The sequence below is a fragment of the Streptomyces sp. NPDC099050 genome, assembly GCF_044759865.1.
Lineage (GTDB): Bacteria > Actinomycetota > Actinomycetes > Streptomycetales > Streptomycetaceae > Streptomyces.
In genome coordinates, this window is record NZ_JBIWAE010000027.1 from 63873 (window position 1) to 90451 (window position 26579).

A 26579-nucleotide genomic window follows, 5' to 3' on the forward strand; every position below is an offset into this window, starting at 1 on the left:
GACATGAACCGGCCGGACAGCCCCTCGGACCCCTCGGACCCCCCTCACTGGGGACCGCGCCCACCCCAGCAGCCGCAGCCGCACCCGCCGCCCCGGAGGCGCCGCCGATGGCCATGGGTACTCCTGGGCCTGCTCCTGCTCCTGCTCGGCGGCTGCACCGCCCTCTTCGCCGTCTTCGTCGACGAGGTGTCCGAGGAGGCCGCGCGCCCGGCCCGCATCACGTACGCGGCCACCGGCACCGCCTCGGGCGTGGCCATCACCTACTCGACCTGGCGCGACGGGAACCTGTCCACCAGCCAGGTCAGCGACCGGGCCCTGCCCTGGACCGAGGAGCTCACCACGAAGGGCTTCGTCAAGGGCGGCTCCCTCGTCGTCACCCTGGGCCCCGACGGCGGCACCGCCACCTGCTCGGTGACGGTGGACGACGACCCGCCCGTCACGGCGACGGCCACCGGCCCCCTCGCCTCGGCCGTCTGCGACGGCTTCTGACCGGCCTCCGGACCGACGTGCCCGACCTCACTCTGGACAGCACGACCAACTCGCCGGTAACTTAATCTGAGCAAGCGCTTAGATTGGGCGGCTGACTGCCGCGACGAAGGGAGTCGGCCGTGCGCCGTACGGTGTTCAACGAGGACCACGAGGCGTTCCGCGAGACCATCCGCGCCTTCATCGAGGCCGAGGTCGTCCCGGTCTACGACGAGTGGTTCGCGGCCGGCCAGGCCCCGCGCGAGTTCTACTACAAGCTCGGCGAGCTGGGCATCTTCGGCATCAACGTCCCCGAGGAGTTCGGCGGCGCCGGCCTGGACACCCACAAGTTCGAGGCCGTCCTCTACGAAGAGACCTCCCGCGCGGGCGTCAACTTCGGCGGCTCCGGCGTGCACGTCCTGCTCGCCCTCCCCTACATCAAGATGCTGGCGGGCGACGAGCAGAAGAAGCGCTTCCTGCCCAAGTTCGTCTCCGGCGAGGAGATGTGGGCCCTGGCGATGACCGAGCCGGGCACCGGCTCCGACGTCGCGGGCATGAAGACCACCGCGAAGCTCTCCGAGGACGGCACCCACTACGTCCTCAACGGCTCCAAGACCTTCATCACCGGCGGCGTGCACGCCGACCGCGTGATCGTCTGCGCCCGCACCTCCGCCCCCAGCGAGGACGACCGCCGCTTCGGCATCTCCCTCTTCGCCGTGGACACCAAGTCCGAGGGCTACTCGATCGGCCGCAAGCTCGACAAGCTCGGCCTGCGCACCTCCGACACCGCCGAGCTGGCGTTCGTCGACGTGAAGGTCCCGGTCGAGGACCTGCTCGGCGAGGAGAACAAGGGCTTCTACTACCTCGGCGCCAACCTGCCGTCCGAGCGCTGGGGCATCGCCTTCGGCGCGTACGCGCAGTCCAAGGCCGCCGTCCGGTTCGCCCAGCAGTACGTCACCGACCGCACCGTCTTCGGCAAGCCGGTCGCGCACTTCCAGAACACCAAGTTCGAACTGGCCGCCTGCCAGGCCGAGGTGGACGCCGCCGAGGCCGTCGCCGACCGCGCCCTGGAGGCCCTGGACGCCGGTGAGCTCACCGCCGCCGAGGCCGCTTCCGCGAAGCTGTTCTGCACCGAGGTCGCGCACCGCGTCATCGACAAGTGCCTCCAGCTGCACGGCGGCTACGGCTACATGAACGAGTACCCGATCGCCCGCCTGTACGCCGACAACCGCGTGAACCGCATCTACGGCGGCACCAGCGAGGTCATGAAGTCCATCATCGCCAAGTCGATGGGCCTGTAAGGCATCTAGCCTTCCCCCATGAACGAGGCCCTCACGACTCTCCTCGATCTGCTCGACCTCGAGCAGATCGAGGAGAACATCTTCCGCGGTACCAGTCGTTCCGCGCTGGTACCGCGGGTCTTCGGCGGCCAGGTCGCCGCCCAGGCGCTGGTCGCCGCGGGCCGGACCGTCCCCGCGGACCGCACCGCGCACTCGCTCCACTCGTACTTCCTGCGCGCCGGTGACCCCGGCGCGCCCATCGTGTACTCGGTGGACCGGATCCGCGACGGACGCTCCTTCACCACGCGCCGCGTCGTCGCCGTCCAGCACGGCCAGCCGATCTTCCACCTCTCCGCGTCCTTCCAGACGTACGAGGAGGGCCTCGACCACCAGGCCGCGATGCCCGACGCCCCCGATCCGGAGACCCTCCCGACGGCCGCGGAATCGCTCCCGCTCTTCCGCGGGGTCTTCCGCGACCCGGGCACCGTGGAACGCCTGATCGAGGCGCGCGGCGCGGTCGACCTGCGGTACGCGACGGTCCCGCCCTGGGGCAGCGTCGGCGAACCGGTCGAACCGCGCTCGCAGGTGTGGTTCCGCACCTCCGACAAGCTGGAGAGCGACGACGCGCTCCTGCACACCTGCCTGGCCACCTACGTCTCCGACATGACCCTGCTCGACTCGGTGCTGCTCGCGCACGGGAAGGGCGGATGGGCGGTCGGCGACGTGGTCGGCGCATCGCTCGACCACGCGATGTGGTTCCACCGGCCGTTCCGCGCCGACGAATGGCTGCTCTACGACCAGGAGTCGCCCTCGGCGGCGGCCGGCCGGGGCCTCGGCCAGGCCAGGATCTGGACCCAGGACGGCAGGCTCGCCGTGACGGTCATTCAGGAGGGCGTGGTGCGCGTCCCGCGCGCGTAGTACGGCCGTCCGACGTAACGTCACACCATGACCAGCAGCGATGCGATGGTGGACGGAAACGGAACCGACGGCCAGGCCGAGAACGAGAGCATCGGCACGGTCATCGTCGCCGTGGTCACCAACCTCGGCATCGCCGCGGCCAAGGCCGTGGGCGGCATCCTGAGCGGATCCAGCGCCATGCTCTCCGAGGCGGCGCACTCGGTGGCCGACACGGTGACCGAGGTGATGCTCCTGACCGCGCTGAAGCGGAGCGCGAAGCCGGCGGACGAGGCGCACCCACTGGGCTACGGGCCGGAGCGCTACATCTGGGCACTCCTCGCCTCGGTCGCCACCTTCGTCGGCGGCGCGGTGTTCGCCGTCTACGACGGCATCCACACCCTCCTCCACGGCGAGGACCCCGGAAACCCGACCCTCTCCTACATCATCCTGGCCGTCGCCGCCGCCCTGGAGGGATACTCCCTCCTGGTCGCCTGGCGGCAGGTCAAGAGCGAGGCGGCGCGGATGCGGGCGCCGCTGGGGCTGTACGTGAAACACACCCCGGACACGGCGGTGAAGGCTGTCCTCCTGGAGAACGTAGCCGCGCTGATCGGCCTGGCACTGGCGGCGGGCGGCCTGCTGGGAGCACAGCTCACGGGCTCGGGCGTGTACGACGGGGTCGCCTCGCTCCTCATCGGACTGCTGCTGGTGTGGGTGGCGTGGGAGCTGGGGCGCTCGAACGCGCAGTACCTGATCGGGCGGCCGCTGCCGGAGGGGATGCGGGCGCAGGTACGGGAGGAGCTCCTGTCGGTGCTGCACATCGAGGCCGTGCTGGAGCTGACCACGCTGGTGCAGGGGCCGTCGGAGGTGCTGATCGCGGCGAAGATCGACTTCCACGATCTGGCGTCTGCCGCGCAGGTGGAGGCGGCCTGCGAGATCGCCGAAACGCAGCTCCGCGACCGCTTCCCGGCGATCCGCCGCGTCTACCTGGACCCCACCCCCAGTCCTTCCTGACTCCGGCCTCGCACGGCTGCGCGGCGGCGCCCCGGGGGTTCCCGGGGCGCCGCCGTTGCTGGGTGACCTCCTGGGCTCACTTGCCCAGCTTCGCCTTGAGGTCCTTCTTGACCTGGTTCTTCACCACCTGCTTGTCGACCTTGTTCAGGTTCCCACCCGTACCGGTACCGTCGCCGCCCACGGCGGTGGCGTCACCGCTATTGATGGCATCGGCACTGGAGTCCCCACCCCGGGCATCTCCCGTAGTGATCGTGCACTTGCCCTTACAGCTGCCGACACCACTGTCGGCGTTGCCACCCTGCGAGGTCCCGCCGACGGTCGTGTTCTCGGCATTGGCGTCGCCACCCGTACCGATGCCATCCGCACTGTCGTCCTGAAGGAAGGACACCGCGTGCTGCGGAGCGGGGGCCGCCATCGCCGTGGCGGGAAGGGCTATGCCACCACCCAGCAGGGCGACGGAAGCGGAAGCAAGGACAAGGCGGCGGGTCGAAAGAATCTTGAACATGGCCGTTCTCCATTCGGAAAATCAAGAGAGGGAATTCGGGGTGACTTCCTGCCCTCTGGCTCTTCCGGCGTTTCCCGGTGAGGGCGTACTCCAAATAAACCCTCGGCCGGGATCCGCGTCACGCCACTCGCATTCGGGGCTTGACGCACCTGCCCGATCACGCTATGTCGCGTTCCAGCCCGGTGCGCGGATGCGGCTGGGTGGGCCCTGCGGGGCGGAGTTCCCCTACCCGCCCTTCCACCGTTCCCAGGCCTCCGCCCTGACCCGGTCCTCAAACGCCGGACCGGCTGAAGAGCAGGGGTCCCGGGCTGCGCCCGGACCCCTGGGGCTCCGCCCCAGACCCCGGTCCTCAAACGCCGGACGGCTGAAAGGGCGGGGTCGGTGGGGGCTGCGTGCCGGGGTCGGGGACGGGGGCGGGGTGGGGTGTTGGCCGGGACGTAAAGCGTGATTTGTGGCGCCCTACTCGGCATCACTGTCGAAGCAGAGGACAGGGCGCCTAAATCATGCAGTCCAGGCCGACACCCCACCCCCCCCCCCGCCCCCCCCCCCCCCCCCCCCCCCCCCCCCCCCCCCCCCCCCCCCCCCCCCCACCCGCAGCCAGCCCCCACCCAGGCCACCCCCAGCCCCGCCGGCGCTTGAGGCGCAGGGGCCCGGGGACCGGTCCCCGGCAACGGCGCCGCAGGATTCGGGGGCCGGGGGCGCCCCCGAGAACCCGGGAACGGGCCCCGCGCAGGCGGCCAAGGCTGCGAAACCAGCGGCGCGTATTGGCACTCCGCTTGACCGAGTGCTAATCCCCGGAATAGTCTCGCGTCTGGCACTCGCCCCTGGTGAGTGCCAACACGGCGACAGACGGATCCGGCACCCGCGACGACGGATCGACCTGGTCGCCACCTCAGACAATTAACCCCGGATCTCCGAAGCGGAAGGTCAGATCGTGACGACCACCAGCTCCAAGGTTGCCATCAAGCCGCTCGAGGACCGCATTGTGGTCCAGCCGCTCGACGCCGAGCAGACCACGGCCTCTGGCCTGGTCATCCCGGACACCGCGAAGGAGAAGCCCCAGGAGGGCGTCGTCCTCGCCGTGGGTCCGGGTCGCTTCGAGGACGGCCAGCGTCTCCCGCTGGACGTCACCGTCGGCGACGTCGTCCTGTACTCCAAGTACGGCGGCACCGAAGTGAAGTACAACGGCGAGGAGTACCTCGTCCTCTCGGCCCGCGACGTGCTCGCGATCGTCGAGAAGTAATCACTTCTCCAGTTTTGCTTTGAGCTACGCCCCTGGTCACCCCTGCTGATGCCGGGCGGCGAGGGGCGTAGTTCGTGTCTGACAGGCGGTCGCGGTGAGCGGCCGGGGATAGCAACGAGAGGGCTGAACCGCTCCCATGCCGAAGATTCTCAAGTTTGACGAGGACGCCCGTCGCGCCCTTGAGCGTGGCGTCAACAAGCTCGCCGACACCGTCAAGGTGACGATCGGTCCCAAGGGCCGCAACGTCGTCATCGACAAGAAGTTCGGCGCTCCCACCATCACGAACGACGGCGTCACCATCGCGCGTGAGGTCGAGCTCGACGACCCGTACGAGAACCTTGGCGCGCAGCTCGTCAAGGAGGTCGCGACCAAGACCAACGACGTCGCGGGTGACGGCACCACCACCGCCACCGTCCTGGCGCAGGCGCTGGTCCGCGAGGGTCTGCGCAACGTTGCCGCGGGTGCTTCCCCGGCCGCCCTGAAGAAGGGCATCGACGCCGCGGTCAAGGCCGTGTCCGAGGAGCTCCTCGCGACCGCCCGCCCGATCGAGGACAAGTCCGACATCGCCGCCGTGGCCGCGCTCTCCGCGCAGGACCAGCAGGTCGGCGACCTCATCGCCGAGGCGATGGACAAGGTCGGCAAGGACGGTGTCATCACCGTCGAGGAGTCCAACGCCTTCGGCCTGGAGCTCGAGTTCACCGAGGGCATGGCCTTCGACAAGGGCTACCTGTCCCCGTACATGGTCTCCGACCAGGAGCGTATGGAGGCCATCCTCGATGACCCGTACATCCTGATCAACCAGGGCAAGATCTCCTCCATCCAGGACCTCCTGCCGCTGCTCGAGAAGGTCATCCAGGCCGGCGCCTCCAAGCCGCTCCTGATCATCGCCGAGGACGTCGAGGGCGAGGCGCTCTCCACCCTCGTCGTCAACAAGATCCGTGGCACCTTCAACGCCGTCGCCGTCAAGGCGCCCGGCTTCGGTGACCGCCGCAAGGCGATGCTCCAGGACATGGCCACCCTCACCGGTGCCACCGTCATCGCCGAGGAGGTCGGCCTCAAGCTCGACCAGGCCGGTCTGGACGTACTGGGCTCCGCCCGCCGCGTCACGATCTCCAAGGACAGCACCACCATCGTCGACGGTGGCGGCTCCTCCGAAGAGGTCCTCGGCCGCGTCAACCAGATCAAGGCCGAGATCGAGTCGACCGACTCGGACTGGGACCGCGAGAAGCTGCAGGAGCGCCTGGCGAAGCTCGCCGGCGGCGTCTGCGTCATCAAGGTCGGCGCCGCCACCGAGGTGGAGCTCAAGGAGAAGAAGCACCGTCTCGAGGACGCCATCTCGGCGACCCGCGCCGCGGTCGAGGAGGGCATCGTCTCCGGCGGTGGCTCCGCTCTCGTCCACGCCGTGAAGGTGCTGGAAGGCAACCTCGGCCTGTCGGGCGACGAGGCCACCGGTGTCGCGGTCGTGCGCCGCGCCGCCGTCGAGCCGCTGCGCTGGATCGCCGAGAACGCCGGCCTCGAGGGCTACGTCATCACCGCGAAGGTCGCCGAGCTCGAAAAGGGCCAGGGCTTCAACGCCGCCACGGGCGAGTACGGCGACCTGGTCAAGGCCGGCGTCATCGACCCGGTCAAGGTCACCCGCTCCGCGCTGGAGAACGCCGCTTCCATCGCGTCGCTGCTGCTCACGACCGAGACCCTGGTCGTCGAGAAGCCGGCCGACGACGAGGGCGACGCCGGTCACGGCCACGGTGGCCACGGCCACAGCCACTGACCTCGTCAGCAAGCACGGCAAAGCCCCGGTCACCGCTGCCAAGCGGCGGTGACCGGGGCTTTCCCGTCTGCTGTCCGGTGCTGCGCTGTCCAGTGCTGTGCTGTCCGGTGCTATCCGGGCATCATGCCCATCTGGCGCATCAGGCCCGGTGCGTCGTAGTACCACCAGTCCTCGGCGATCTGACCGTTCTCGATCCGGCAGGTCGTACAGCCCGACATGGTGAATTCCCTGCCGGTCGGCGCGACCCCCATGAACTCGCCCTTGTGGGTGCCCTCCCAGTCCCACAGGGTGGTGACGCAGTCGCCTTCGGCGATCTGCCGCGTCATGTCCATGCTCATCTCGAAGGCGCCCCGCCACATGCCGACGGTCTTGCGGATGCCCTCGCGGCCGTTGCCCTCGCCGGCGCTCTCCATGATGTCGTGGGTGACGTAGTCCGCCGCGATGCACTCCTCGACGACGTCGAAGTTGCCCTTGCCCAAGACCTCTTCGAAGAAGCGGTTCACGACGAGCTTGTTGAGGTACTCGTCGCGGACCACGTCGAGGTTCATGAACTTCGGCATGCCCTCGCAGAGCGCCACCATCTCCTGGAACATCCGGTCGGTTTCCGGGAGTTGAGAGTTCCTCATGGCCTCTTCGTACGAGGGGAATTCGACGAGGTCCACATAGTGGGTCCTGGAGTCGCGGTCCCTGCCGATGAGGGTGTGGGTGACCGTGCGCTTGCCGGCGGTCTGCTCGGCATAGCGGTCGATGAGACTGTTCATCTCGTCGAAGCGCTTGGTCTCGTAATCGATCACTTGTACGAATGTCATCGCGTCGCCTCCCGCGCTGGATGGGACACATCCAGTCTAGGGAGATTTCACCCATATGCCGCGTTTACCCACAGGTCACCACGGGACCGGTGGATGCGGTCACTGGGGCCCGTACTTGCGCCCCGTACGCGAGGACATCCCGCCCAGCAGCCCCCGCGGGGTCAGCTTCACCACGCCCATCAGCGCCTTGTACCGCGGATCCGGGATCGACACCGTCTTGCCCCGCGCCAGATCGGCCAGCGCCGCGGCCACCAGCTTGTCGGCGTCCAGCCACATCCAGCCGGGGATGTTGTCCGTCCCCATGCCCGCCCGCTCGTGGAACTCGGTGCGCACGAAGCCCGGGCACAGCGCCATCATCCGTACGCCCGACCCGGTCAGGTCCTTGGCCGCGCCCTGGGTGAACTGCACGACCCAGGCCTTGCTCGCCCCGTACGTGCCGCGCGGCAGGAAGGCGGCCACCGAGGCCACGTTGATCACGCCGCCGCGCCCGCGCGAGCGCATCGGCTCCACGGCCGCCGAGGTCAGCCGCAGCACGGCCTCGATGTGGACCTTCAGCATGGTCAGCTCGTCGGCCATGGACACTTCGAGGTAGCGGCCCTTGTTGCCGAAGCCCGCGTTGTTCACCAGCAGGTCCACCGGGTGCTTGCGGTCGGCGAGGCGCTCCTCGACCGCCGTGATGCCCTCCTCGGTGGAGAGGTCGGCGGCCAGCACCTCGGCCTCGATGCCGTGCCGGTCGTGCAGCTCGGTGGCCTGCTCGCCGAGGCGCTTGGTGTCCCGCGCCACCAGGACGAGGTTGTGCCCCTGGGCGGCGAGCCGCCGGGCGAAGGCGGCGCCGATGCCCGCCGTGGATCCCGTAATCAACGCAGTCGTCATAGGCGCAACCTAGTCGCCCCGGTTCCCGTACTTCTCCACGTGGGCCAGCGCCTTGTCCCGAGCCTCCGGCTCCAGCGCCTCGCCCGCCGCCAGCGTGCGCGGCAGGAGCTCCCGCTCGGTGGTGAAGGCGCGGAACCAGAACTCCACCGTCACCTCGTGGTCCGGGCGGTGCACGACCTCGACGGTGTCCCCGGGGGAGACCGAGCCTTCCCGCAGGACCCGCAGGTAGGCGCCCGGCCGGGCCTCCCGGGTGAACCGCTTGACCCAGGCCCTCTCGCCGAGCATCCCCTGGAAGGTCCGGCACGGGATGCGGGCCGAGGCCACCTCCAGGAGCAGGTCGGGGCCGACCCGCCAGCGCTCGCCGAGCAGTGCGCCGTTCACGTCGAGGCCGGCGGTGGTGAAGTTCTCGCCGAAGATCCCGCCGGACAGTTCGCGGCCGAGCTCCCGCTCCCACCAGTCCAGGTCCTCGCGGGCGTACGCGTACACGGCCTGGTGGTCACCACCGTGATGGCGCAGATGGCAGACGTCGTCCCCTTCGACGCCGCTCGCGCCGACGCCCTTGGGGCCCGGCGCGAAGACCCGTACGGGGCCGGGCGCGGGGATCTTGCCGTGACCGGTCAGCCCGCCCGGGGCATCGGTGTGGTCGACGGCCGTCGCGCGGCCGAGGTTCACGGAGATCAGATGCATGGCACCACGCTAGCCGATCACCTAAAAGGCGAAGGGGGATTATTCGCATCGGGATCAAAGCACCCCTTATGCTCGAAGGGTGATCGAGGCACGTCATCTCCGAGTTCTGCGCGCTGTCGCCGGAACCGGGTCCTTCTCCGCCGCCGCCCGCGAGCTCGGCTGCACCCAGCCGGCCGTCTCCCAGCAGATGAAGGCGCTGGAGCAGTCCGCCGGCACCCCCCTGCTGATCCGCACCGGGCGCGAGATGCGCCTCACCCAGGCCGGTGAGGCGCTGGTCCGGCACGCCGCCGGGATCCTCGCCGGGCTGACGGCCGCGGAGGAGGAGGTGGCGGCCATCGCCGGGCTGCGCGCCGGGCGGGTCCGGCTGGTCTCCTTCCCCAGCGGCAGTTCCACGCTGGTGCCGACCGCACTGGCGGCCATGCGCGCCGAGCATCCGGGGACCCGGATCTCGCTGGTGGAGGCGGAGCCGCCGCGCTCGGTGGAGATGCTGCGCGAGGGCGACTGCGACCTCGCGCTGGCCTTCCGCTACGGCGGGGCCTCCGGGTCGGCGGCCGAGTGGGAGGACCTGGTGGTCCGGCCGCTGCTGACCGACCGGCTCGTCGGACTGGTTCCCGAAGGGCACCGGCTGGCGGGTGCGGAGCGGGTGGGCATGGCGGAGCTGGCCGACGAGCCCTGGATCGCGGGCTGTCCGCGCTGCCGCCGCCATCTGGTGGAGGTGTGCGAGGCGGCCGGTTTCACCCCGCGCATCGACTTCGCCACCGACGACTACCCGGCCGTGGTCGGCCTGGTCGGGGCCGGGCTCGGGGTCGCGGTGCTGCCGGAGCTCGCGGTGGAGTCCGTACGGGCCAAGGGCGTGAGCACCCTCGTCGTGGAACCGGCCGTCGAGCGGGAGGTCGTTGCCCTGACCCTGCCCGACCTGGCCAGGGTCCCGGCGGTGGCCGCGACCCTGGTTCAGCTGGAGCGGGCCGCCCGGCGCTGACCGCCGGACGGCCCGGGCGCCGAGGGGCCGGGTGGCCGGACCCCGCGCCGGACGGGGCCGCCACGCGAAGGACCGTACGGCGGTACGGCCGGTCGGGTGGCAGCCCGGTCCGGTACGCGGCACGCCGGTGTGCTGCGTACCGATGAGATCGGAGAAACGTTCCTTCGGTCGTTTCGTGTGGAGCCCGGTCAGTGCGGAGCGATCGGCGTGCTCGGTCCGATCGCGGTCGTCGCCGGGATCAGGCGATGGCGGGCGCGGCCCATCAGTTCTTCGCGTTCGTCCTCGGTGAGGCCGCCCCACACCCCGTAGGGCTCGCGGACGGCGAGTGCGTGCGCGGCGCATTCAGAACGCACCGGGCATCGCATGCAGACCTCTTTAGCCGAGGTCTCGCGCGCGCTCCTGGCCGCGCCCCGCTCGCCTTCCGGGTGGAAGAAGAGGGAGCTGTCGACCCCGCGGCAGGCAGCCAGCAGCTGCCAGTCCCAGAGGTCGGCGTTCGGTCCGGGGAGGCGGGAGAAATCTGCCATTGGTAGTCCTCTTGGTGCCGGTACTGAGGCGGATACGGTCCATGTCTCCACACCTACTGTCGTAGTAGATGTAAATATGACTCATTGGGAATCTAGCCTCAGACATGCGCCAAACGGAAGGAAAGCCGCCAAATAGGGCATACCGTCATCTGGAGGACACGCGGTGAGTGGCTCCTGCCTCGTGTTCGCTTCCTCACGTAGAGTGCCGAAGGTGTCCGTCCGACCCGTAACTCTTTCGAGTGACCATCGTTGAGAGTGCGAAGGCGGTTGAACCAAGAAGTTCTCGGACATGTGTCCGGGGGCATCGACCGCACAGGTGACGATACGTACCAGCCTGGAGGCTCAAGGTGACGCGCATCAGCAGCTGCGGAGGGCGGTCATGACATCCGTCCTCGTCTGCGACGACTCCCCGCTTGCCCGAGAGGCGCTCCGTCGCGCGGTTGCCACCGTGCCCGGCGTCGAGCGTGTGACGACGGCTGCCAACGGCGAGGAAGTCCTCCGCCGCTGGGGTGCCGACCGTTCCGACCTGATTCTGATGGATGTACGGATGCCCGGGCTCGGCGGTGTGGAGACGGTGCGCCGGCTGCTCTCGGCCGACCCCGGCGCCCGCATCATCATGCTGACGGTCGCCGAGGACCTGGACGGTGTGGCCCTCGCGGTCGCCGCCGGCGCCCGGGGCTACCTGCACAAGGACGCCTCGCGCGCCGAACTGCGGGCCACGGTCACCCAGGCCCTCGCCGACCCGACCTGGAGGCTGGCCCCGCGCCGGCTCCGCTCGGCCGAGATGGGCGCCGCGCCCACGCTCACCGCACGCGAGATCCAGGTGCTGGAGGGCATGAGCCACGGCCGGTCCAACGCGGAGATCGGGCGCGAGCTCTTCCTCTCCGAGGACACGGTCAAGACGCACGCACGCCGGCTGTTCAAGAAGCTGGGTGCGTCCGACCGGGCGCACGCCGTGGCGCTCGGGTTCCGCTGGGGCCTGGTCCGCTGACCGCAGGTCCGCCGGCCCTCACCGGCCGGCGGTGCCGCGGGCGGGCGGGCCCGCCCGGCCCCGGATTCCACGCGGCCGCGGATCCTGTGGCCCCGGATTCCGCGGCCCCGGATTTCGCGGCGGATTCCGCGGCGCCCGGTTCCGCGGCCCCGGCCGCCCTCCGGAATCTCCCGCCGTCCGATCCGCCGCACCCTGTGCGCCCGGGGGATTGACGGTGCACAATCCGGGGGACGTGTCGCTTCGGGCGCGATGCCGCATGCTTGAGGGTGTGGCGCATCCTGGAGATGTCGCCGCGGGGACGATTCGGCCGAGCGGGAGGGGAGGGCCAGACCATGAGTTCCGGTGCACCCACCCCGCACAACCCGTCGACGCATAACGCTTCGACGCACAACACGGGCCGCGGTGCCGCGAATGCCCCGGCGCCAAGGCACCATGGATTGATGCGCGACGACGAGGCCCCGGGGTCACCCGCGACCACAGGGGGCGGCGGCGCCTCCCGGAACAGCGGCGACGGTACCGTCAGCGCGCTCGTGCGCCGTGCGGTGGAGGGCGACGAGCAGGCCACCCACGATCTGCTGGCCTTCGTGCACCCCCTCGCCATCCGCTACTGCCGCTCCCGCCTGTCGCGACTTCCGGGTGACGCTCGTCACTTCGTGGAGGACCTGGCGCAGGAGGTCTGCGTCGCCGTCCTGATGGCCCTGCCGCGCTACCGCGACACCGGACGCCCCTTCGAGGCCTTCGTCTTCGCCATCGCCGCGCACAAGGTGGCCGATCTCCAGCGGGCCGCCATGCGCCATCCGGGCAGTACGACCGTGCCCTCCGACGAGATGCCGGAGCGGCCCGACGACTCCCTGGGGCCGGAGGAACGCGCGCTGCTGAGCAGTGACGCCGCCTGGGCCAAGAAGCTGCTCGCCAACCTTCCGGAGAACCAGCGCGAGCTCCTCGTCCTGCGCGTGGCCGTCGGGCTGACCGCCGAAGAGACCGGGCAGATGCTCGGGATGTCCCCCGGGGCGGTGCGCGTCGCCCAGCACCGGGCGCTGAGCCGGCTCCGCGCGCTCGCCGAGCAGTAGGCCGTACGAGTTCTCCCGTAGGCCGTACGGGGTTTTTCCCGTAGGAAACTACGAATCTTGCCCTTGATCTTGGTCGTGGAATGAGACGCGTCGGGATCCCGTTAGCATGGACATCCGCGCTGAGCAAGACCATCTTGGAAGGTGTCATGACTGTGAACGCCGACGGAGTGCCCGACAAATTCGCCACGCTCGGCCTCACTTATGACGATGTGCTCCTGCTCCCGGGGTCCTCGGACATGTCCCCGGACGCCATCGACACGTCCTCGCTCATCTCCCGCAACGTGCGCGTGAACGTCCCGCTGCTCTCCGCCGCCATGGACAAGGTCACCGAGGCCCGGATGGCCATCGCGATGGCCCGCCAGGGCGGCGTCGGCGTCCTGCACCGCAACCTCTCCATCGCCGACCAGGCCAACCAGGTCGACCTGGTCAAGCGCTCCGAGTCCGGCATGGTCACCGACCCGATCACGGTGCACCCCGACGCGACCCTGGGCGAGGCCGACGAGCTCTGCGCGAAGTTCCGCATCTCCGGCGTCCCGGTCACCGACCCGGCGGGCAAGCTGCTCGGCATCGTCACCAACCGCGACATGGCCTTCGAGTCGGACCGCAGCCGCCAGGTGCGCGAGGTCATGACCCCGATGCCGCTGGTCACGGGCAAGGTGGGCATCTCCGGCGTGGACGCGATGGAGCTGCTGCGCCGCCACAAGATCGAGAAGCTGCCGCTCGTCGACGAGGCCGGCCTCCTCAAGGGCCTCATCACGGTCAAGGACTTCGTCAAGGCCGAGAAGTACCCGAACGCCGCCAAGGACAAGGACGGCCGGCTGCTCGTCGGCGCGGCCGTCGGTGTCGCGGGCGACGCGTACGAGCGGGCCCAGGCCCTGATCGAGGCGGGCGCCGACTTCATCGTCGTCGACACCGCCCACGGCCACTCCCGCCTCGTGGGTGACATGGTCTCCAAGATCAAGTCGAACTCGGCGGTCGACGTCATCGGCGGCAACATCGCCACCCGCGACGGCGCCCAGGCCCTCATCGACGCCGGCTGCGACGGCATCAAGGTCGGCGTCGGCCCCGGCTCCATCTGCACCACCCGCGTCGTCGCCGGCATCGGCGTTCCGCAGGTCACCGCGATCTACGAGGCCTCGCTGGCCGCCAAGGCGGCCGGTGTACCGGTCATCGGCGACGGCGGCCTGCAGTACTCCGGCGACATCGCCAAGGCCCTCGTGGCGGGCGCCGACACCGTGATGCTCGGCTCGCTGCTCGCGGGCTGCGAGGAGTCCCCGGGCGAGCTGCTCTTCATCAACGGCAAGCAGTTCAAGTCGTACCGCGGCATGGGCTCGCTCGGCGCGATGCAGTCCCGCGGCGACCGCAAGTCCTTCTCCAAGGACCGCTACTTCCAGGAGGGCGTGGGCGGCGACGACAAGCTCATCCCCGAGGGCATCGAGGGCCAGGTCCCGTACCGCGGCCCGCTCTCCGCGGTCGTGCACCAGCTGGTCGGCGGCCTGCGGCAGTCGATGTTCTACGTCGGCGGCCGCACGGTGCCGGAGCTCCAGGACCGGGGCCGGTTCGTCCGGATCACCTCGGCTGGGCTCAAGGAGAGCCACCCGCACGACATCCAGATGACGGTCGAGGCGCCGAACTACAGCCGCAAGGGCTGATCGGAGCAGCACCAGCGCAGTACCGGAGGGGCGGGCCCGCGCGGGCCCGCCCCTCCGTCGTGCCCGGTTCGTGCGTCCGTACAGCGGTGCGTGCCTCCGTACGGCCGGTGCGTGCGTCCGTACGGCCGGTGCGTGCGTCCGTACAGCGGTCACCGGAACGCGGCGCGCCGGGGTTCGGGGATACTGGACGGGCAGACCCACAGGAAAGGCCACCACACGTGACTGAGATCGAGATCGGGCGCGGCAAGCGCGGCCGCCGGGCGTACGCGTTCGATGACATCGCCATCGTCCCCAGCCGCCGTACCCGGGACCCGAAGGAGGTCTCGATCGCCTGGCAGATCGACGCCTACCGCTTCGAGCTCCCGTTCCTGGCCGCCCCCATGGACTCGGTCGTCTCCCCGCAGACCGCCATCCGCATCGGCGAGCTCGGCGGCCTCGGCGTGCTGAACCTCGAAGGTCTGTGGACCCGGTACGAGGACCCGCAGCCGCTGCTCGACGAGATCGCGGAGCTGGACGAGGAGTCCGCCACCCGCCGTCTCCAGGAGATCTACTCCGCTCCGATCCAGGCGGACCTGATCCGTCAGCGGATCAAGGAGGTGCGCGACTCCGGTGTCGTCACCGCCGCCGCCCTCTCCCCGCAGCGCACGGCCGAGTTCTCCAAGGCCGTCGTCGACGCGGGCGTGGACATCTTCGTGATCCGCGGCACCACCGTGTCGGCGGAGCACGTCTCCGGCGCCGCCGAGCCGCTGAACCTCAAGCAGTTCATCTACGAGCTCGACGTCCCGGTCATCGTGGGCGGCTGCGCCACCTACACCGCGGCCCTGCACCTGATGCGCACCGGCGCGGCCGGTGTCCTGGTCGGCTTCGGCGGCGGCGCCGCGCACACCACGCGCAACGTGCTCGGCATCCAGGTCCCGATGGCCACCGCCGTCGCCGACGTGGCCGCGGCCCGCCGCGACTACATGGACGAGTCCGGCGGCCGCTACGTGCACGTCATCGCCGACGGCGGCGTGGGCTGGTCCGGCGACATCCCGAAGGCCGTCGCCTGCGGCGCCGACGCCGTGATGATCGGCTCCCCGCTGGCCCGTGCCACGGACGCGCCCGGCAAGGGCAACCACTGGGGCATGGAGGCCGTCCACGAGGACGTGCCGCGCGGCAAGAAGGTCGACCTCGGCACGGTCGGCACCACCGAGGAGATCCTCACCGGCCCGTCGCACTCCCCGGACGGCTCGATGAACATCTTCGGCGCGCTGCGCCGCTCGATGGCCACCACCGGCTACAGCGAGCTCAAGGAGTTCCAGCGGGTCGAGGTCACGGTCGCGGACTCCCAGCACCGCCGCTGAGGCCCGTACCGCACCACACGCCCGAGGCCCGGCTCCCCTTCGGGGGAGCCGGGCCTCGGGCGTACCGGGGTGTGAGGGACCGGGGTCAGGCGGCCTTGCGGGCCGACTGGAATGCGGTGTAACCGCCGAGGGCGAGGAAGAGGTACGTCATCGGGCCCGAGGTTTCCTTCCAGGCGTCGACGAGCAGGGAGGCGCCGAGGTCGAGCACGTCGAGGGTGCCCACGCCCAGCTCGTCCGCACCGATCATGGCGAGGCCGAAGATCTGGCCCCCGAAGACGGCGGCCAGCGAGAGCACGGCGCTGAGCACCGGCAGCAGGGGGTTGCCCCCGCCGAGCTTGCCGGCGGCGAAGCCGACAGCGGCGCCGACGCCGACGGCCGCGAAGCCGACCTGGTACCCGCTCAGCCCGATGATCGCGCCGTAGACGGCGGCGGTGACCAGGGCGGCGCCCACGGCCGCGGCGATTCCGAGGCCCACGTTGGCGGGGCGCGCCGGGGCCGGGGCCTGGGCCTGGAGGAAGTCGGCGCCGGACGGGCCCGGGTAGGGGGCCGGGACGGCGGCGGCTTCGGGCGCGGGCGTGGCGGGCGTGGCGGAGTCCGGCGCGGACGACGGGAACTGCTGGCTCATGGAGAAATCCCCCCAGGGATCGTGGATCGTGGGGCACACGGGGCCCGCACGGCTGACGTGGGGGTGTATGCGCGAGATAAGTCGCCGCAGGCTAGCAGCAGGCTGCGACATCCGTGGAGGGGTTTCGGAGGGGCGGTCCGCGGCCGGGGCGTCCCTTTCGGATCTGGCCGGCCGAGCCCGCGGTGCGGGTCGCCGCGGGCCCGGCGAGATCCGAAAGAGGCGGCCGACAGGCCCTAGACGTACCAGGCCTTCCGCCCGGTGCGGCGAGAGCACGTGCCGGGCGTCGCGCGGCAGGCGGGAGCTTGCCGACAGGCCCTAGAGGCGGTGCGCGGCGCCCGCCGGGCTGGCGCCGCGGGTGTCCAGGAGCAATTGGGCCTTCACCGCGAGGCCTTGCAGGTCGTAGGTGCGGTGGTGCTGGAGCAGGATCGTCAGATCGGCGTTGGCGGCTGCCTCGTACAACGATTCGGCGCGGGGGACGGGCTGGTCCCTGACGCGCCACCCGGCGATGTACGGGTCGTGGTAGCTGATCAGGGCGCCGAGGTCGATGAGGCGGCTGGCGATCTCGCGTGCCGGGGAGCCCTCCTGGTCGGCGAGGTCCGGCTTGTAGGTGACGCCCAGCAGGAGGACGCGGGCGCCGCGCGCGGACTTGCCGTGCTCGTTGAGCAGGGTGGCGCTGCGCTGGATGACGTACTGCGGCATCCGGTCGTTGATCTCCTGGGCCAGACCGACCATGCGCAGCGGGTGGCCCGGGGTGCGGGTGGTGTGGGGGAGGTAGTTGGGGTCGAGGGGGACTCCGTGGCCGCCGACTCCGGGGCCGGGGCGGAAGGCCTGGAACCCGTACGGCTTGGTCTCGGCGCACCGGATGACGTCCCACAGGTCCACGCCCAGGTCGTGGCAGAGCACAGCCATCTCGTTCATGAGGGCGATGTTGACGTGCCGGTAGTTCGTCTCGAGGAGCTGGACCGTCTCGGCCTCGCGCAGGCCGCGGGCGCGCACCACCTTGTCGGTGAGCCGGGCGTAGAAGGCGTGCGCGGACTCGGTGCAGGCGGGGGTGAGGCCGCCGATGACCTTGGGGGTGTTGGCGATGCCGTGCGTGCGGTTGCCGGGGTCGAGGCGGCTGGGGGAGTAGGCCAGGTGGAAGTCCCGGCCGGCGCGCAGGCGGGAGCCCGATTCGAGGATCGGGCGCAGGTAGTCCTCGGTGACGCCGGGGTGGGCCGCCGATTCGAGGATGACGGTGGTGTGCGGACGCAGCCGGGCGGCGAGCGTACGGCCCGCCTCGCCGACCGCGGACAGGTCGAGTGCACGATCCGCGCCGAGCTGGGTAGGGGCGCAGATGACGGCGGTGCGGACCCGGCCGAGTTCGGCGGGGTTGGTGGTGACCCGGAAGCCGGCCGCCGACATGCGGCGGATCTCGGCGGCGGTGAGGGTGGAGTCCGTCGCCGGACCGCTGTCGTAGCCGACCGTCTCGATCCCGGCGGCCACGGCTGCCTGGGCGAGCGGGAGGCCGAGATGGCCGAGTCCGATGACGGCGAGATCTGCGGGCATGGGGGTGCCGTCCCTTCCCTTCCCTGACATGCATGAGGGGGCGGAGCGCGCAAGTCCTGTGGAGGAGGAGAGCTGGCGCAATGTCAGACTAGGCGTATATATGACAGATATGTCGTATTCGGTGGTCTTGGTCGCCTCCGTGTTATCCACAGGCGGTGGCTGATGTGGGTGCGGCCGGTGAGAATCATGAACGGGCGATGTGAGCGGGATCACCCACGACAGGTGGGATGGCCGCACAGGACGGACGGGGCGACCCGCGTCAACGGGAGGCAGGCAGCCGTGAGCACTGGAACAGGGGCAGGGGCAGGGGCACGGATGGGTACGGGCGCCGGGATGGGTGCCGGGATGGGCGGGGGCGGTGGGAGGGCCTCGCTGGGGCCCGTGCAGCGCGCCGAGGCGCTCGCCGGGATGGCCGAGCGGGAGCTGGACGTGCTGGTGGTCGGGGCCGGCGTGGTGGGCGCCGGTACCGCCCTCGACGCCGTGACCAGGGGCCTCGCGACCGGGCTGGTGGAGGCGAGGGACTGGGCTTCGGGTACTTCCAGCCGTTCCAGCAAGCTCATCCACGGCGGGCTCAGATACCTGGAGATGCTCGACTTCGCCCTCGTGCGGGAGGCGCTCAAGGAGCGCGGCCTGCTGCTGGGGCGGCTCGCCCCGCACCTGGTGAAGCCGGTGCCGTTCCTCTACCCGTTGCAGCACAAGGGGTGGGAGCGGTTCTACGCCGGCTCCGGCGTCGCGCTCTACGACGCCATGTCGCTCTCCAGCGGCCACGGGCGCGGGCTGCCGACGCACCGCCACCTCTCGCGCAAGCGCGCCCTGCGGATCGCGCCGGCGCTGCGCAAGGACGCGCTGGTGGGCGCCCTGCAGTACTACGACGCCCAGATGGACGACGCGCGATACGTGGCCACCCTGGTCCGTACGGCCGCCGCCTACGGGGCGCAGTGCGCCAACCGGGCGAGGGTCGTCGGCTTCCTGCGGGAGGGCGAGCGGGTCGTCGGCGCGCGGGTCCAGGACGTGGAGGGCGGCGGCGAGTACGAGATCCGGGCGAAGCAGATCGTGAACGCCACGGGGGTGTGGACGGACGACACCCAGGCGCTGATCGGGGAGCGCGGGCAGTTCCACGTCCGGGCGTCGAAGGGCATCCACCTCGTCGTTCCCAAGGACCGGATCCACTCCTCGACCGGGCTGATCCTGCGGACCGAGAAGTCGGTGCTCTTCGTCATCCCGTGGGGCCGGCACTGGATCGTGGGCACCACGGACACCGACTGGGACCTGGACAAGGCGCACCCGGCGGCATCGAGCGCGGACATCGACTACCTGCTGGAGCACGTCAACTCGGTGCTGGCGGTCCCGCTCACCCGGGACGACGTCCAGGGGGTCTACGCCGGGCTGCGGCCGCTGCTGGCCGGGGAGTCGGACGCGACGAGCAAGCTCTCGCGCGAGCACACGGTGGCGCACCCGGTGCCGGGGCTGGTGGTCGTGGCCGGCGGCAAGTACACGACGTACCGGGTGATGGCCAAGGACGCCGTGGACGAGGCGGTGCACGGCCTCGACCAGCGGGTCGCGCCGTGCGTGACGGAGGACGTGCCGCTGGTCGGGGCCGAGGGGTACCGGGCCCTGTGGAACGGCCGGGCGCGGATCGCCGCGCGGACGGGACTCCACGTGGTGCGGGTGGAACACCTCTTGAACCGGTACGGCTCGCTGACGGAGGAGCTGCTGTCGCTGATCGCGGAGGACCCCTCGCTCGGGGAACCGCTGACGGGCGCCGACGACTACCTCCGCGCCGAGGTGGTCTACGCGGCCTCGCACGAGGGGGCGCGGCACCTGGACGACGTGCTGACCCGGCGGACGCGGATCTCGATCGAGACCTTCGACCGGGGGACGCGATCGGCCCGCGAATGCGCGGAGTTGATGGCTCCGGTGCTGGGCTGGGACGAGCAGCAGATCGAGAAGGAAGTGGAGCACTACGAGAAGAGGGTGCAGGCGGAACGGGAATCGCAGCGCCAGCCGGACGACCAGACGGCGGACGCGGCACGGCTGGGGGCGCCGGACATCATCCCGTTGTAACTCCGTCACTTCGCGGGAGGAACCGCGGACCCGGGGCTCCCGTCCGTTGCGGAGTAAGGGACAATGAGGGTTCTGCCGGGGCGGGTTACCGGGCACCCCGGCCGCTGCCAGGGCAACCGGAGCAGGCGGCACGAACGCAGAGGGGACGCATGTCGAAGCCGGAGCACACCGAGTCGCCGGAGCCGTCTGTCGGGACGGGATCGCCGGTGCCTCCGGCCGCGCCCCCGACGGACCCGAAGCCTCCGGCCGAGCCGCCCGCGGCGGGAGCCGCGAAGCGGGCTGCCGCGGCGAAGCCCGCCGGGACGGGGGCCGCGAAGGCCACGCCGGCCGCGGCCGAAGCCGCCGGTGAGGCCGGCCGTCGAGACGCGGAGCCGGGTGCTTCCGCGGCGGAGCCGGAGCCCGAGCCGCGGAAGGCGGAGCTGCGGAAGCCGGCTGCGGCGAAGGCCACCGGTGGGGCTGAGCCCCAGGACGCGAAGCCTGCGGGTAAGGGTGTCGGGCCCGCGGACGTGAAGCCCGCGGACGTGAAGCCCGCGGGCGGGGCCGCGCCGAAGTCCGCCGCGGTGAGCAAGGCCGACGAGGTGGCCGCCGCCGTCAAGGCCGCCGCGGCCAAGGCGGAAGAGGGCCCCCACGACGAGGGCCGGCTGCTCGCGGGCCGGTACCGGCTCGGCGACGTCCTCGGCAAGGGCGGCATGGGCACCGTGTGGCGCGCCGAGGACGAGACCCTCGGCCGCACCGTCGCCGTCAAGGAACTCCGCTTCGGCAGCGGCGTCGACGACGACGAGAAGCGCCGCCTCATCACCCGCACCCTGCGCGAGGCCAAGGCCATCGCCCGGATCCGCAGCGGCGGCGCCGTGACCGTCTACGACGTCGTCGACGAGGACGGCCGGCCGTGGATCGTCATGGAGCTCATCGAGGGCCCCTCGCTCGCGGAGTTCATCCGCGAGAGCGGCCCGCTGACCCCCCGCCGCGCCGCGGAAGTCGGCCTCGCCGTGCTCGACGTACTCCGTGCCGCCCACCGTCAGGGCATCCTGCACCGGGACGTGAAGCCCTCCAACGTGCTGCTCGCCGACCACGGCAACGGCCGCGTGGTCCTCACCGACTTCGGCATCGCCCAGGTCGAGGGCGACCCCTCCGTCACCTCCACCGGCATGCTCGTCGGCGCGCCCTCGTACATCTCGCCCGAGCGGGCCCGCGGCCAGCGTCCCGGCCCGCCGGCGGACATGTGGTCGCTCGGCGGCCTGCTGTACGCCGCCGTCGAGGGGGTTCCCCCGTACGACAAGGGGTCGGCCCTCGCGACGCTCACCGCGGTGATGACCGAACCCGTCGAGCCGCCGAAGAACGCGGGCCCGCTGACCGAGGTCATCTACGGTCTTCTCGTCAAGGACCCCGCCCACCGGCTCGACGACGACCGCGCGCGGGCCCTGCTCACCGCCGTCATCGACGCGCCCGAGCCGCCGGCCCCCGTAGCCGGTCCGGGCGCCGAGGAGACCCGCCAGATATCGCTCGCCGAGGCCCGCGACGCCGCCGAGCAGGCGGCGGCCGACAAGGCGGCCAAGGCCGCGGAGAAGGCGGAGAAGAAGGAACGCGAGCGCCGTGAGCGCGAGCAGCGCGAGCGTGCCCGCGCGGCGTTGAAGTCGGCCCGCAAGGCGGCGGCCGCCAGCGCCGTCGCTTCGGCCGCCACGGCCACGGCCGCGACCGCCGCCGAGTCCCCCTCGCCGCGCCCGGCGCCCGTAGCGGCCCCGATCACCGACGTCCTGCCGCGCCGCACCATCGCGCTCGCGATCGCCGGCGTGGTCGTGGCGCTCGCCGTCATCGGCTCGGTCATCGCGTACGTCATCAACGGCGACGACGACAAGGGCGGCTCCCCGAAGGACGGCAAGGGCGGCAGCAAGGCCGCCGCGTCGAGCCCCGCGCCCGGTTCCTCGACCCCGGCCCCGGCTTCGCCCGCGCCCTCGCCCTCTCCCTCGCCGAAGACCGGCGAGTCGCCCGGCGCGGGGGCCGCTTCGCCGGACCCGGGCCAGTCGCCCGGCTCGGGCACCGACCCCGGCCAGGGCAGCACGCCCGGGGGCGCCCTGCCCGGGCTGCCGCCCGGGTACGCCCAGGTCAACGACCCCGGGTTCCACTTCGCGATGGGCATGCCCGAGGACTTCAAGCAGACCGGCGTGATAGGGAAGAACGACGGCGTCATCTACAGCCGCGACGGCGGATTCCCGCGCATCCAGATCGACTTCAACAGTTCGCCGAAGGACGATGCCCGCGCCGCCTGGCTGGCGCTGGCTCCGAGCGTGGCGAGCAGCAGCAGCAACTACAAGCTGCTGCGCCTCGAAAAGGTCGAGTACCGCGGGTACCCGACCGTCGCGGACTGGGAGTTCGAGCGGGACCAGAAGGGCTCGCGGGTCCGGGTGCTCGACCGCGGGTTCAGGATGGACGCGAAGCACGGCTACGCCATCATGATCACCTGCCTCGCGGACCAGTGGGACGCGGCGGAATGTACCCAGCTGCGCACCACGGCGTTCGACACCTTCCAGCCGCTGGGCTGACGCGCGCACCGAGCGGGCTCGGGTCAGCCTCGCCAGGGCCGGGACGCGGGCGCCCTGGGCGTCGTATCGTGTCAGCGGGGCCTGGGGGACGGGTCCCCAGCTCTCGGGGGAGGCGATGTGGAGGACTACTCGGGCCGGATCCTGGCCGAGCGCTACCGTCTGCCGTTGCCGCCGTCCGACGCCTACGAACTGATCGAGACCCGGGCCTTCGACACGCGCAGCGGTCAGGAAGTCCTCGTACGGCAGGTGCCGTTGCCCGAGGTCGTCGACGCGGAGCTGCTGGACGGCACGCGGGGCGGGCCGCCCGTGACCGGGGGCCGGCGCGTCCCGCACGGTGAACTGCCCGCCGTACGCAGGGCGATCGAGGCCGCGCAGGCGGCGGCGTCCGTGCCGGACCATCCGCGGCTGGACCAGGTCTTCGACGTGTTCGCGGAGGGCGGGTCGCTGTGGATAGTGAGCGAACTCGTCCCGGCCCGACCGCTGGCGGCGCTGATCGCCGACGAACCGCTGAGCCCGTACCGGGCGGCGGAGGTGGCGGCGGACGTGCTGACCGCGCTGCGGGTGCTGCACGCGCACGGGTGGACGCACCGGAACATCACCATGAGGACGGTGCTGATCTGCGAGGACGGGCGGGTCGTCCTGACGGGTCTGGCGGCGGGGGCGGCGGAGGACGCCCTGTGCGGGTACGACCCGGTCCCGCCGCGGGACGGTACGGACCCTTCCGCGGAGCACTGGCCCTGGCCGGGCGGTGAACCGGGCGATCGGGGTGGCCCGGGTGGCCCGGGGTTCGCGGCGGGCCGGCCCGAGAGCGGCGGCGGGTACGGCCGCGGCGCCCTGGCCGGGCCGGAGGCGGGCTCGGGGTACGGCGGCGGTTCCCCGGGGGGCTCCTGGAGCGGGCCGGGGGCGGATGCCGGGTACGAGCCGGGGGCCGGGCTCGGTGCGGGCCTCGCCGGCGGGCAGCAGGGCGGGGAGCCTGGCGGGGAGCTGCGCGGTGAGCTGCGCGGGGAGTTCGGCGACCGGTACGACGACTCGTACGACGCACCGTACGGGGGCGGGCCCGGGGAGCGCTCCGGGCGGTACGACGCTGGGACCGGTGCGGACACGGCCGGTGTCCGGCGCGGCGGGAACGCGGCGGAGTACGCGCCGCTCGTGGCTCCCGGCTACGACACCGGGCCGCGCTACCGGGACCACATAAACCCCGGTACCGGGAGCGGCCCCGACGGCCCCTACGGCCCCGGCAGTTCCGGTACCCCCGGGGCTCCGAGTGCGCCCGGCGCCTCCGGTGGCCCTGGCGCGGCCGACACCCATGGCGTCTCCGGAGCCCCCGAAATCTATGGCGCGGCCGGTGCCCCGGGCGTCCCCGGTGCCCCGGGCGCCCGTGCCGTGCCCGGCGTGCCCGGTGCTTCCGGCGCCCTCGAGCCTGCCGGTACCCCCGGGACTTCCTCCACCCCGGGTGCCGCCGGGGAGCGGCCCGACCTGAAGGCCGCAGCCCGGGCGGGGGCCATCGCCGCGTACCGGGCCGGGGCCCAGGCCGCCGCGCGGATCACCGAGCAGCGCAAGACCGGGTCCGGGGCCGGGCCCGCGCCGGAGCCCGAGGCGGAGCCGAGGCCGGAGGGGTCGAAGCTGCCGCAGGGGTACTCGTACCCGTACGGCGGCCCCGACAGCGGAGCGACCTGGCACGGCGCCACCCCGCGCCGCCAGGCCCTGCCGCCGGCCGAAGCGGAGCCGCCGGCCCGTGCGGCGCTGCCGGCGCAGCTCGCCCTTCCCCAGGGCTACCACCAGGCGGACACCCCGGACGGCGGCACGCCCCGGGTCTCCCCCGACGGCCAGCCGCATCCGCAGGGCGGCGGGGAGCACGGGCCCGGCTACGGGCCGACCTCGCCGGGACCGGGCCACCCGGCCCGGGATCAGGCGGGCCTCGGCCGGCCGGCCGGCCGGGACGGCGCCGGGTACGGCGGGCAGCTCCAGCTCGGGCCGGGCCGCCCGGATCCGGCGGACCCCGACCACGGCGGCCCGCAGGCCGGACAGCAGGCCACCGCCGGGAACGCGAACGCTGCCGGGGCAGGCGGCTACGGGCAGCCCGGCCCCCAGACCGGCGCCGGGTACGCAGCGGATCCCGCGGCCCGTGAGTACGGCCAGGGCGGCGGCCCGCAGACCGCTCCGCACGGCGCTGCCGGATACGCGGCGGCCCCCGGGACGGGCGGCTACGGCCAAGGCGGCCCGCAGAGTGCTTCGCAGGCCGAGGGAGCGGGCGGTTACGGCCAGGGCGGCCGGCCGGCCGGTCCGTACGGCGGTGCGGGATACCTGGAGGTTCCCGGCGTCCGTGGCTCCGGCCGGACGGGGCCGCAGGGCGGTTCGCAGGCTGGGCCGCAGGGGCGTCCGCAGGGTGCCCCCGGGTACGCGCCCGCCCCCGGAGCCGGTGGCTCCGGGGCGGGGCGGGGCGGGGGCGGGGCCGGCGGGTGGGGGAGCGGGCCGCGGAGCGGGCTCGATGCCGAGCGGGCCCGGCAGACGCGGATGGCCGTCGTCGGGGCCGTTACCGAGCGGTGGGCTCCCGAGCAGGCGCAGGCCGTGCACGGGCCGTGGCAGTTGGCCGCGCCGGTCGGGCCGGCCACCGACCTCTGGGGGCTCGGCGCGCTGCTGTACCGGGCCGTGCAGGGCCATGCCCCGTACCCCGAGGACAGCGTCGCCGAGCTCGTGGAGATGGTCTGCGCGGAGCCCCCCGCCTTCGCCGAGGAGTGCGGCCCGCTGCGCCCGATCGTGGAGTCCCTGCTGCGCCAGGACCCCACCGAGCGCCCCGACTTCGAGGAGCTCCGCGGCTGGCTGCGCTCCCTCGTGCGCTCCGCCCCGGAGCCCGACGGCGGCTTCGCCATGCTGCCGCCGGTGGTGGAGGATCCGGCCAGGCTCCCCATCGCACGGCGGCGAGCCGATCTGCACGGCCGGCACCGCAGCGCCGAACACCCCCGCAAGCCGCGCTCGCTGGGCCGTTCCCTGTTACTGGGGATCCTCGTCCTCCTCTCGGGAGCCGTGGCCTACGCCCTGTTCTTCATGCCCCGCTCCGCCGATCCGCAGGGCGGCGGGCAGAAGGCGGCCGGAATGAGGCCGCCCGCCGCGCCCCAGTCGCAGAACCCGAATCCGAACCCGAGCCCGAAGCCGAGCCCGAAGCCGAGCGGGTCCGGCCAGGGCCCGAGCCCCTCCGCGAACCCGAGCCCGCCCGCGTCCGGGCCGGCCCCGCAGCCGGGCGTCCCCGCTCCGTCCGGGTACACCACCCAGCAGGACGCCGAGCACTTCTCGATCAACGTTCCGAACGGCTGGGAGCGCCGCGGAATGAACGAGTCCGGTCAGGTCCGCTACACCGAGGGGGACTTCGTCCTGACCGTCGTCCCCGGCCGGGACAAGGTCCAGGGCACCCCCGACCCGGCGACCTACCAGAAGGACAAGGAGCCCGAGCTGGCTCCGTACCGCTCCTCCACCTGGTCCAGCGTGAGCGACATCAGGTCCACCAAGGTCGGCAACCAGCTCCGCGTCACCGGCCGGTACACCTGGATCGACGGCAACGGCCGTTCCGTCGTGGCCCGCAACTTCGTCGTCGCGCTCGGAGGTTCCTACCACGTCGTGATGGTCACCGGCCCGCAGGACCAGGAGGGCAAGGTCACCGAGACCTTCGAGCAGGCGACGGCCAGCTACAAGAGCGGCGGCTGACGCGGTATC

General features: G+C 72.0%; 21 protein-coding genes. 14 read left to right on the top strand and 7 right to left on the bottom strand.

Annotation, left to right across the window (positions count from 1 at the left end; all coding sequences use genetic code 11):
• Positions 1-3 precede the first annotated feature (3 nt).
• The 4 genes from ACIQV3_RS33780 (at position 4) to ACIQV3_RS33795 (ending at position 3653) form a co-directional block, all read left to right on the top strand.
• Positions 4-489: a hypothetical protein gene (locus ACIQV3_RS33780; protein WP_403719198.1), complete on the top strand. Its 486-nt coding sequence runs from the start codon at positions 4-6 to the stop codon at positions 487-489.
• Positions 490-608: 119 nt separating this feature from the next.
• Positions 609-1766, top strand: coding sequence for an acyl-CoA dehydrogenase family protein (locus ACIQV3_RS33785; RefSeq protein ID WP_389434692.1), 1158 nt, complete (start codon positions 609-611; stop codon positions 1764-1766).
• A gap of 18 nt (positions 1767-1784) precedes the next feature.
• Positions 1785-2663 carry an acyl-CoA thioesterase gene (locus tag ACIQV3_RS33790; RefSeq protein WP_403719201.1) on the top strand — a complete coding sequence of 293 codons (879 nt, stop codon included), beginning with the start codon at positions 1785-1787 and terminating at the stop codon, positions 2661-2663.
• A 27-nt stretch (positions 2664-2690) separates the two neighbouring features.
• A complete protein-coding gene (locus ACIQV3_RS33795) occupies positions 2691-3653 on the top strand; it encodes a cation diffusion facilitator family transporter (protein ID WP_403719204.1) in 963 nt (320 codons plus the stop codon).
• A gap of 76 nt (positions 3654-3729) precedes the next feature.
• Here ACIQV3_RS33795 and ACIQV3_RS33800 read toward each other — a convergent pair whose 3' ends face one another.
• The gene (locus tag ACIQV3_RS33800) at positions 3730-4158 is read right to left on the bottom strand and encodes a hypothetical protein (protein WP_403719208.1); all 429 of its coding nucleotides are present in this window, start codon (positions 4156-4158) and stop codon (positions 3730-3732) included.
• Between the two features lie 934 nt (positions 4159-5092).
• On the opposite strand from ACIQV3_RS33800, the gene groES reads away from it, so the two are divergent.
• Together groES and groL are read left to right on the top strand one after the other, a co-directional pair.
• Positions 5093-5401: a co-chaperone GroES gene (gene groES / locus ACIQV3_RS33805; protein WP_008739621.1), complete on the top strand. Its 309-nt coding sequence runs from the start codon at positions 5093-5095 to the stop codon at positions 5399-5401.
• 136 nt (positions 5402-5537) lie between these two features.
• The gene (gene groL, locus ACIQV3_RS33810; RefSeq protein ID WP_403719211.1) at positions 5538-7169 is read left to right on the top strand and encodes a chaperonin GroEL; all 1632 of its coding nucleotides are present in this window, start codon (positions 5538-5540) and stop codon (positions 7167-7169) included.
• A gap of 110 nt (positions 7170-7279) precedes the next feature.
• Here groL and ACIQV3_RS33815 read toward each other — a convergent pair whose 3' ends face one another.
• The 3 genes from ACIQV3_RS33815 to ACIQV3_RS33825 all read right to left on the bottom strand — a co-directional run bounded on the left by ACIQV3_RS33815 (position 7280) and on the right by ACIQV3_RS33825 (position 9538).
• Entirely contained in the window at positions 7280-7978 is a 699-nt protein-coding gene (locus ACIQV3_RS33815) for an ester cyclase (RefSeq protein WP_403719215.1), read from the bottom strand.
• Between the two features lie 99 nt (positions 7979-8077).
• Positions 8078-8851 (bottom strand): SDR family oxidoreductase, encoded by a 774-nt coding sequence (locus tag ACIQV3_RS33820; RefSeq protein ID WP_327305058.1) that lies wholly within the window; start codon positions 8849-8851, stop codon positions 8078-8080.
• 9 nt (positions 8852-8860) lie between these two features.
• Positions 8861-9538 carry an MOSC domain-containing protein gene (locus ACIQV3_RS33825; RefSeq protein ID WP_403719218.1) on the bottom strand — a complete coding sequence of 226 codons (678 nt, stop codon included), beginning with the start codon at positions 9536-9538 and terminating at the stop codon, positions 8861-8863.
• Positions 9539-9617: 79 nt separating this feature from the next.
• On the opposite strand from ACIQV3_RS33825, the gene ACIQV3_RS33830 reads away from it, so the two are divergent.
• On the top strand, positions 9618-10517 hold the full coding sequence (locus ACIQV3_RS33830; RefSeq protein ID WP_327305056.1) for a LysR family transcriptional regulator: 900 nt from the start codon (positions 9618-9620) through the stop codon (positions 10515-10517).
• Positions 10518-10705: 188 nt separating this feature from the next.
• Here ACIQV3_RS33830 and ACIQV3_RS33835 read toward each other — a convergent pair whose 3' ends face one another.
• On the bottom strand, positions 10706-11041 hold the full coding sequence (locus ACIQV3_RS33835) for a WhiB family transcriptional regulator (protein WP_250744119.1): 336 nt from the start codon (positions 11039-11041) through the stop codon (positions 10706-10708).
• Positions 11042-11420: 379 nt separating this feature from the next.
• On the opposite strand from ACIQV3_RS33835, the gene ACIQV3_RS33840 reads away from it, so the two are divergent.
• From ACIQV3_RS33840 to ACIQV3_RS33855, 4 genes are all read left to right on the top strand, one after another.
• The gene (locus ACIQV3_RS33840; protein ID WP_003948568.1) at positions 11421-12032 is read left to right on the top strand and encodes a response regulator transcription factor; all 612 of its coding nucleotides are present in this window, start codon (positions 11421-11423) and stop codon (positions 12030-12032) included.
• A 440-nt stretch (positions 12033-12472) separates the two neighbouring features.
• The gene (locus tag ACIQV3_RS33845; protein WP_403719223.1) at positions 12473-13102 is read left to right on the top strand and encodes a sigma-70 family RNA polymerase sigma factor; all 630 of its coding nucleotides are present in this window, start codon (positions 12473-12475) and stop codon (positions 13100-13102) included.
• 146 nt (positions 13103-13248) lie between these two features.
• Positions 13249-14754 (top strand): IMP dehydrogenase, encoded by a 1506-nt coding sequence (gene guaB, locus ACIQV3_RS33850; RefSeq protein ID WP_403719226.1) that lies wholly within the window; start codon positions 13249-13251, stop codon positions 14752-14754.
• 218 nt (positions 14755-14972) lie between these two features.
• Positions 14973-16097: a GuaB3 family IMP dehydrogenase-related protein gene (locus tag ACIQV3_RS33855; protein ID WP_403719229.1), complete on the top strand. Its 1125-nt coding sequence runs from the start codon at positions 14973-14975 to the stop codon at positions 16095-16097.
• 85 nt (positions 16098-16182) lie between these two features.
• On the opposite strand, the gene ACIQV3_RS33860 is transcribed toward ACIQV3_RS33855, so the two are convergent.
• Both ACIQV3_RS33860 and ACIQV3_RS33865 read right to left on the bottom strand, forming a co-directional pair.
• Positions 16183-16722 (bottom strand): hypothetical protein, encoded by a 540-nt coding sequence (locus ACIQV3_RS33860; protein ID WP_403719230.1) that lies wholly within the window; start codon positions 16720-16722, stop codon positions 16183-16185.
• A 315-nt stretch (positions 16723-17037) separates the two neighbouring features.
• Entirely contained in the window at positions 17038-18267 is a 1230-nt protein-coding gene (locus ACIQV3_RS33865; RefSeq protein ID WP_403719233.1) for a nucleotide sugar dehydrogenase, read from the bottom strand.
• A gap of 345 nt (positions 18268-18612) precedes the next feature.
• Between ACIQV3_RS33865 and ACIQV3_RS33870 the strand changes: the two genes are divergently transcribed.
• The 3 genes from ACIQV3_RS33870 (at position 18613) to ACIQV3_RS33880 (ending at position 26570) form a co-directional block, all read left to right on the top strand.
• Positions 18613-20331 carry a glycerol-3-phosphate dehydrogenase/oxidase gene (locus tag ACIQV3_RS33870; protein WP_403719292.1) on the top strand — a complete coding sequence of 573 codons (1719 nt, stop codon included), beginning with the start codon at positions 18613-18615 and terminating at the stop codon, positions 20329-20331.
• 149 nt (positions 20332-20480) lie between these two features.
• Positions 20481-22871, top strand: a complete 2391-nt coding sequence (locus ACIQV3_RS33875) for a serine/threonine-protein kinase (RefSeq protein WP_403719236.1) — start codon at positions 20481-20483, stop codon at positions 22869-22871.
• Positions 22872-22988: 117 nt separating this feature from the next.
• The gene (locus ACIQV3_RS33880) at positions 22989-26570 is read left to right on the top strand and encodes a hypothetical protein (protein ID WP_403719239.1); all 3582 of its coding nucleotides are present in this window, start codon (positions 22989-22991) and stop codon (positions 26568-26570) included.
• Positions 26571-26579 lie beyond the last annotated feature (9 nt).

Excerpts from the sequence above, each read along its gene's own strand:
- groL (WP_403719211.1), top strand. The coding sequence starts at position 5,538 with ATGCCGAAGATTCTCAAGTTTGACGAGGACGCCCGTCGCGCCCTTGAG.
- ACIQV3_RS33820 (WP_327305058.1), bottom strand. The coding sequence starts at position 8,851 with ATGACGACTGCGTTGATTACGGGATCCACGGCGGGCATCGGCGCCGCC.
- ACIQV3_RS33870 (WP_403719292.1), top strand. The coding sequence starts at position 18,613 with ATGGGCGGGGGCGGTGGGAGGGCCTCGCTGGGGCCCGTGCAGCGCGCC.
- ACIQV3_RS33845 (WP_403719223.1), top strand. The coding sequence starts at position 12,473 with ATGCGCGACGACGAGGCCCCGGGGTCACCCGCGACCACAGGGGGCGGC.
- guaB (WP_403719226.1), top strand. The coding sequence starts at position 13,249 with ATGACTGTGAACGCCGACGGAGTGCCCGACAAATTCGCCACGCTCGGC.
- ACIQV3_RS33860 (WP_403719230.1), bottom strand. The coding sequence starts at position 16,722 with ATGAGCCAGCAGTTCCCGTCGTCCGCGCCGGACTCCGCCACGCCCGCC.
- ACIQV3_RS33875 (WP_403719236.1), top strand. The coding sequence starts at position 20,481 with ATGTCGAAGCCGGAGCACACCGAGTCGCCGGAGCCGTCTGTCGGGACG.
- ACIQV3_RS33780 (WP_403719198.1), top strand. The coding sequence starts at position 4 with ATGAACCGGCCGGACAGCCCCTCGGACCCCTCGGACCCCCCTCACTGG.
- ACIQV3_RS33815 (WP_403719215.1), bottom strand. The coding sequence starts at position 7,978 with ATGACATTCGTACAAGTGATCGATTACGAGACCAAGCGCTTCGACGAG.
- ACIQV3_RS33835 (WP_250744119.1), bottom strand. The coding sequence starts at position 11,041 with ATGGCAGATTTCTCCCGCCTCCCCGGACCGAACGCCGACCTCTGGGAC.
- ACIQV3_RS33795 (WP_403719204.1), top strand. The coding sequence starts at position 2,691 with ATGACCAGCAGCGATGCGATGGTGGACGGAAACGGAACCGACGGCCAG.
- ACIQV3_RS33865 (WP_403719233.1), bottom strand. The coding sequence starts at position 18,267 with ATGCCCGCAGATCTCGCCGTCATCGGACTCGGCCATCTCGGCCTCCCG.
- ACIQV3_RS33825 (WP_403719218.1), bottom strand. The coding sequence starts at position 9,538 with ATGCATCTGATCTCCGTGAACCTCGGCCGCGCGACGGCCGTCGACCAC.
- ACIQV3_RS33800 (WP_403719208.1), bottom strand. The coding sequence starts at position 4,158 with ATGTTCAAGATTCTTTCGACCCGCCGCCTTGTCCTTGCTTCCGCTTCC.
- ACIQV3_RS33840 (WP_003948568.1), top strand. The coding sequence starts at position 11,421 with ATGACATCCGTCCTCGTCTGCGACGACTCCCCGCTTGCCCGAGAGGCG.
- ACIQV3_RS33790 (WP_403719201.1), top strand. The coding sequence starts at position 1,785 with ATGAACGAGGCCCTCACGACTCTCCTCGATCTGCTCGACCTCGAGCAG.